The sequence below is a fragment of the Piscirickettsia litoralis genome, assembly GCF_001720395.1.
GTDB lineage: Bacteria > Pseudomonadota > Gammaproteobacteria > Piscirickettsiales > Piscirickettsiaceae > Piscirickettsia > Piscirickettsia litoralis.
This window is the reverse complement of the sequence record NZ_MDTU01000002.1, coordinates 225,760-231,817: the sequence shown is the minus strand read 5'-3', so window position 1 is coordinate 231,817 and position 6,058 is coordinate 225,760. Positions and strand designations below refer to the sequence as shown.

Annotated in this window: 11 protein-coding genes; all 11 read left to right on the top strand. The window is 39.4% G+C overall.

From position 1 onward, the window contains the following. Positions 1–248: 248 nt before the first annotated feature. Complete coding sequence (locus BGC07_RS16115) at positions 249–698, top strand: hypothetical protein (RefSeq protein ID WP_139121794.1); 450 nt, start codon at positions 249–251, stop codon at positions 696–698. 9 nt (positions 699–707) lie between these two features. Then, positions 708–896, top strand: coding sequence for a hypothetical protein (locus BGC07_RS16110; RefSeq protein ID WP_069314084.1), 189 nt, complete (start codon positions 708–710; stop codon positions 894–896). A 40-nt stretch (positions 897–936) separates the two neighbouring features. Beyond that, entirely contained in the window at positions 937–2,166 is a 1,230-nt protein-coding gene (locus BGC07_RS16105; RefSeq protein ID WP_069314083.1) for a DUF6880 family protein, read from the top strand. Then, the gene (locus BGC07_RS16100; protein ID WP_069314082.1) at positions 2,166–2,495 is read left to right on the top strand and encodes a hypothetical protein; all 330 of its coding nucleotides are present in this window, start codon (positions 2,166–2,168) and stop codon (positions 2,493–2,495) included. Before BGC07_RS16105 ends, BGC07_RS16100 begins: the two co-directional genes overlap by 1 nt. Before the next feature lie 4 nt (positions 2,496–2,499). Beyond that, a complete protein-coding gene (locus tag BGC07_RS16095) occupies positions 2,500–2,895 on the top strand; it encodes a hypothetical protein (RefSeq protein WP_139121793.1) in 396 nt (131 codons plus the stop codon). 6 nt (positions 2,896–2,901) lie between these two features. Next, positions 2,902–3,954 carry a coiled-coil domain-containing protein gene (locus BGC07_RS16090; protein ID WP_069314080.1) on the top strand — a complete coding sequence of 351 codons (1,053 nt, stop codon included), beginning with the start codon at positions 2,902–2,904 and terminating at the stop codon, positions 3,952–3,954. A 67-nt stretch (positions 3,955–4,021) separates the two neighbouring features. Next, complete coding sequence (locus BGC07_RS16085; RefSeq protein ID WP_069314079.1) at positions 4,022–4,255, top strand: hypothetical protein; 234 nt, start codon at positions 4,022–4,024, stop codon at positions 4,253–4,255. Further along, on the top strand, positions 4,252–4,374 hold the full coding sequence (locus BGC07_RS23540; RefSeq protein ID WP_268801726.1) for a hypothetical protein: 123 nt from the start codon (positions 4,252–4,254) through the stop codon (positions 4,372–4,374). Before BGC07_RS16085 ends, BGC07_RS23540 begins: the two co-directional genes overlap by 4 nt. Before the next feature lie 19 nt (positions 4,375–4,393). Continuing rightward, positions 4,394–5,356 carry a tyrosine-type recombinase/integrase gene (locus BGC07_RS16080; protein ID WP_069314078.1) on the top strand — a complete coding sequence of 321 codons (963 nt, stop codon included), beginning with the start codon at positions 4,394–4,396 and terminating at the stop codon, positions 5,354–5,356. 215 nt (positions 5,357–5,571) lie between these two features. Continuing rightward, complete coding sequence (gene tnpA / locus BGC07_RS20900; protein ID WP_158006992.1) at positions 5,572–5,736, top strand: IS66 family insertion sequence element accessory protein TnpA; 165 nt, start codon at positions 5,572–5,574, stop codon at positions 5,734–5,736. Positions 5,737–5,874: 138 nt separating this feature from the next. Further along, positions 5,875–6,021 carry an IS66 family insertion sequence element accessory protein TnpB gene (gene tnpB, locus BGC07_RS24035; RefSeq protein ID WP_077217005.1) on the top strand — a complete coding sequence of 49 codons (147 nt, stop codon included), beginning with the start codon at positions 5,875–5,877 and terminating at the stop codon, positions 6,019–6,021. The last annotated feature ends 37 nt before the right edge of the window (positions 6,022–6,058 follow it).

The following is a 6,058-nucleotide window of genomic DNA, read 5'->3' as shown; positions in this document are numbered from 1 at the left end:
CAACTCATGGGTTACATGACAAAAAAGATGTAAAAATGCAAAATCAGCCCTCGCCTCTAAATTGTTTCACATTTCAGTTCCACGTAGCCCTCATGCGATTTTAGCTTCCATCAGAAAAAGATTTTATTTTAAAGGCCCCTTCTTGGGGTCTTTTTTACTGTTTAGAAGTATCTCTTCTAATTAGTAAAAAGATTACGAATTGTTAGAGTTTTATTGCGATATATCGTATAATACGAATTATAAGATATTTGAAAAATAAACCAATAATGGCAAGAAAGACTGCAAAACTTAAAATTCTCACCCTGGTTATTGTGGCGAGCCTGCCACTCACCACTCTGGCCAAAGCAGATGTATGCGAGCGCGCCCGTTGGGCGGTGGAACATAATCGAGGCGACTTGATCCAATCCACGACCATTTTAACCCATGCCCTGTCACTCTATTCAGTTTCCGTGGAGGAAAGCGTTGATTGTAAAACCTTCACCCATGCCATGACCGTCAAAGGTCCAGATATTATTCAAGGACCGCGCAGCCTCTGTGCGGTCTTGTCTGCCGGTGAATTAAAACCGGGGATATGTAAATTGCGTGTGAGCTATTGCGTTACACCTAACTGCTGTAAAACCACGGTCACCCAGTTAAAATGGATCAAAGGTTGGGGTTATGTCCGTGCTCAACCTGCCTACCAAGAATTTAAACTTTAAGGAACACTCATGGCAAAACTCAATCGTGAAACCTGGTCAAAAAAATTGGCTCAACTTAAACAAGAACAATTATACGACTGCATACTCTCTTATGCTGAAGAAGATAAGTTTTTTGAAAAGAAGCTGGACTTATTACTCGTCAGTCTCGATCCAAAAAAATTAGCGGAAAAAGCTCAAAGCCGAAATCAATACCATTAAACGCGGTAAGAAATTTTTAGAGTGGCGTGAAGCGTCAGACTTGGCTTACCAGATTGATCAAATTATCGCTGCAGTTAATAAGAATCTCCTGGAGCAAGCGCCAGAACTGGCTGCCGAGGTGTTAGAGTTACTAATCACCTCCGACAATGTTGTTTTTGAGCGTGCTGATGACTCCAATGGGGATTTAGGCGGTTGCTATCGCTATGCGGTTGAATGTTGGGGTAAGACTTGGGCACAGGTTGAGAAAATAGACCAGAAAAAACTCGCCGAAAAAATCTTCGATGTCGCATTAGACAATGATTATGGTGTGCGCGATAATACGATTTCTAAGTTTAAACAAGCTTTAAACAAGGCAGGTGTTGATCATTTAGAACGTTTAATTAAGGAAACACTTTCAAAAGTTAAGCCGCCTAAGGAAAGGAAAAAGCCTAAAACGATAGAGAATATTATTTTTTATCTTGATCGTGATGACATTGTTGAATTAAAAGAAATAGGACGACACAGCCGTTTAAAAACTGCATTACAAGAAATCGCGGACTTGCGTGGCTCGGTGGATGATTATATTGATCTGCTACGTCAAGAATCACCCGAACTTCATGCTTATCAAATTATTGAAATTGCAAAACGCCTTATTAAAGCTTGGCGCTCAAAAGAAGCCATCGATTATTTAGTCAGTTGTGATGAAGCGCTTCACTATCAACATGAAATTAATAAATTGCTCATCGAAGCCTATGAATTAGAGGGGTTAGGCAAAGAAGCACAAAAGATTCGTTGGCAAGAATTTGAGCAACACCTCGATGCTAAAAGCTTTCAAGCCTATATAAAGCATTGCACGGCTAAAGAAGTGGCTGCTGCTAAAAAAAATGCGATTCGTTTAGCCAAAGAACAATCACTGACCATGAGTTTTGAGTTTTTAATCGAAATGGGTGAGGTGGCCACAGTGGCTGAGTGGGTGCGTGAAGATGGTGAAGTACGCAATGTGTATTATTCACCCTTACGCCAGTTGTCAAATCAACTGGCCAAACATGAGTGTTTTTTAGAAGCCGTTTTATGTCGTCGTATTCTTGTTGATGGTGTTCTTGTTAAATCTCAATCCAAGTATTACAAATATGCTGTAAATGACTTAAAGCAAGCGATGAAATTTGCTGAAGAGGTCAAAGAGTGGGGGGATGTTGCTTCACAAGCTGATTATCATGCGAAGTTGAAAGAGGAGCACAAGCGTAAATCCTCACTTTGGCAATTAATTCAAGAAGCAGGCTTAAGAGTTTGATGCAATTTAGCTTGAATTTGTATGATGAAGATGAGGAGCTGCCCTTTATGAATAGAGAATGGATTAGTCTAGAGAACGAAGAGCGAACCACATATTTGCAATGCTATAGTCTTCGTGATGTTCAACTCGATATAGTACAGATGCAGCAGGTTGGTGACTCGCATTCGATATTATCAACAGAGGATCGCTTGCATCCAAAGGCAAGCTATTATGAGCTGCAATTTGAATTAGGAACACCCTGTGGTTATGTGGTGGCGAGCCTAGTGTTCGACCACCATGATCTTAATCTAAGCCAAAAAATGCCTGGAAAGTTTTATTCGATTATTTAGGGTGTTGAATGAACTTCAATTACTGTCCAGTGAGCGCCTCTATTTGATAGAGCAACAAGTTTTACACTTTATAGCCCCATTTAATTTAATGGTTAAAGAAGAAAGTCCCTTTGATCTAAAACCAGTTTGGCCGGACAGTATTTTACTGCACTTAAAAAATCAAAAAACTATTTCACTGAAAACAAAACAGTTTTATTTGGTCGAAGTCAATATTAATCAATATGGCCCTCGATTTGAGTTACTGGCCAATCAAAAATACCCCTGCAACTATGATTTTGAAACACAATGTGGCGATTTTAAAATGCTCATTCAACAACTTTATCGTTGTGACTTACCCGGCGATTTAATTCAAAGTATGCAAGGTGCTCTAGATACTTTTAACGAAGAGGTGGAAGTATGATCACAGTTGAAAAAAAATCGACATGGTAATGTACGGATTGATGATACCACCTTACAGCAAGCTTGTTTTGCTATTCATCAACGCGGTGAACGTGTCACTAATCAACGCTTAAAAGATGAGTTAAATGGCAAGGGTTCCGCGCGTCGTATTGGTGAAATGGTGCGTTGGTTTAATAGTGAAGGCATACTCCAAGTCAATCAAAGCCAGCCGATTGAACGTATTCTCACTGAAAATGATCAATCGCAAGTGATTGCTTCTTCCGGTGCAATCACTCAGATTGCTGCAGGGTTAGAGTCCGCACTGAAAGGTCGTGAACAGCAACTTGAAGCTGAATTTTTAGAACGCCAACACGGTTTAGAAGAAGAGTATCAAGTCCGCTTTGCTGAACTTGAAAAGCAACAAGAGCAAGTCCATTCAGAACGGGAGTTAATGAAAAAAGAAATCGAGCATTTACGCCAAATGGATGCTGGAAAAAACCGGGCTATTGAAGAGTATGTGAATCAGCTTAGAGTCTTAGAACAAAAACGAACACAAGCTGAAGCTCAGATGCATGCGCTCATAGAAAAGCAAAACCAAAAAGAAGCTGACATGATTCAGCTTGAAAATGATCTAGCCATGGAAAAGCAGCGTCAGTCTCAACTGATGACAACAATTAGTGCTGCTTTAGATGAAAAATATATTGATAATATCGTCTTACTTGAATCAAACATCAAGCAACTCGAAAAACGATTAGAAGATGCCAACGATTCTTATGAAAAAGACACGGCAATGTGGATGAATAAATATGATGCCACACGCATTGAACGTGATGATTTTCAGGAAAAATACAGAGAACTTAAACAAAAACAATTTAAACTAGAAGATGATTTGCGATTGAACACGGCGGCGCTGACAGAGAAAACATTGGAAAATAACTACTTAAAAGAGATAAAAGAGATAAATGAGGAAATCAAGTTAAGCCTAAAGGACTTGAAAAATAAAGATCTATCCATGAAAGCCTTAATTAAGGCCAATAAACAGTTACTCAGAAAACTGTTTTCAAACTCAAAAAACAAGTGAAACTTTTGCTATGTACCACAATCACTTATACTTAGGGTTGATATTTTAAAACCAACAAGGATATTTTATGAAAGTAACGCTTAATTTAGGCAATTTAGACGTAAAAACAAAAGGTATGATTTTTGAGCTGAAAGATGGCAGCAAAAAATTTGGCACTTTAGAAGTGAGTAATAGTGGGCTGACTTTAAATAAAAAGAAAGTTACTTGGAAAAAGCTCAATGACCTTTTAAGCGAAGATAAACCGGCTAAAAAGGCGGCGGCCAAGAAAACCACTAAAAAACAGTCATTAAGAAAGCGGTGACTAAAAAACCGACGGTGAAAAGAACAGTGAAGAAGGCAGTTGCTAAGAAAACGGTAACAAAGAAAGCTGCGACAGTGAAGAAAGCGGGCCGGCCGAAAGGGTCTAAAAATAAGAAATAAATCATAATGTGGTCGTGGCATGAATGAATTAGTTAAAAAAGAGACCTCTTCAGAAGTATTGCAATCACTTAAAGAGCTTCAAGAATTTGTTGGCAGTAATCAAACAACAAAAAGTACAGAAGCAACCTATGCTAAATCTTGGCAAGATTTTGAAAATTATTGCTACAAACTAGGGTTAACACCATTACCTGCCGATGAAGGTGCTGTTGCACTTTTTTTGCACCACCTATATAAAGAAAAAGTGCGTAAGCGCACGACCATTCAAAAATCATTGGCAGCAATCAACTCAAGGCATCTTAAAGCAGGCTTTAAAAGCTTTAGTGACTCCATGCAGGTAAAGGCGGTACTTTTTGCGATAAAACGAAATGATCACTACACACCGAAGCAAGCAAAACCCTTACTTAAAAAAGAGTTTGAAACCTTGTTATCGGTTATTGATAAAAGCACATTAACAGGTTTGCGTGATGTAACGCTGCTTTCTTGGCTATGGTTTGGCGCTTTTAGAAAGTCTGAGGTGGTGGCCGCAAGGATTGAGGATTTAGAGTGGGTGAGTGGTAAGGGCGTGTTACTTAATTTGGGGCGTAATAAGGTCAATCAAACCGGTGAGAAGTTATTGCAAGTGCCGATGATTTTACAGCCAACGTATCCATACTGTCCAACATCGCTGATGCAGTATTGGGTTCAACGGAATCATCTAAAAAGTGGGCCAATATTTAGAGCGATTAGAAAAGGGAACTGCCTACAAAATACAGCATTATCCCACTCTGCGGTTGACCACATTCTTAATAAGTATCTGGAACTCTCGGGGTTGACTGGCTATAGACCCCATAGTTTTAGAGCTGGGTTTTTAACACAAGCTAAACTAAATGGCGCACCGGAAGAAAAATTAAGACAAGTGAGTCAACATAGCTCCGCTGCACTAGAACGTTATATCCGTCCGATTGAGTTACTTGATAATCCGGCGGCTGCTTATATTATATGACTGGCTAAGGGGGCTGAAGGTTGCAATTGTAATTATAATCCACCTTTGAAATCTTCCACTGTATTTTAAACCTACTTTACACTGGTTGCCAATGGAGCCACTCGTTAACTCTAAAGGAAAAGCACGCATGCATTATATTCGTAAGCGCTCAGAGAAATACACCTTCTAATTCATAATCACCCATGCCATGCTGGTTTTTTCGCTTGGAGGTCAGTATGGAAGAAATAGCGAATATCAAGAAATCACGCGCCGAATGGTTGAGTTTAGTTGAGCAATGGCGTGAGTCAGGTCAAACCCTTAAAGAGTTTTGCCAATCGAATGGCCTAAAGCATACACAATTTAGCTATTATGCGGCTGTTCAGCGCAAACAGAAAAAATGACAGCCTTGGCTTTGCGGAGGTCAAAACAAGGCCCACAGGGTTATTACTTAAACTGTGTGGTCAGCATGAATTGATTCTCTCTCCCGATTTTGATGAGCATATTTTACTCAAGGTACTCAATGTGGCTAGCCATGTTCAATGAGATTGCCGTCATCCACTAAGATTTATCTGGCAACGACATACTGTGATATGCGTAAATCGATTGATGGTTTAGCTTGGGAGATTGAGTCTCGATTTAATCTTAATGTGCTTGATGGTGCCGTTTTTATCTTTTTTCAATCGTAAGAAAGATAAACTGAAATACTTATACTTTGATGGCACC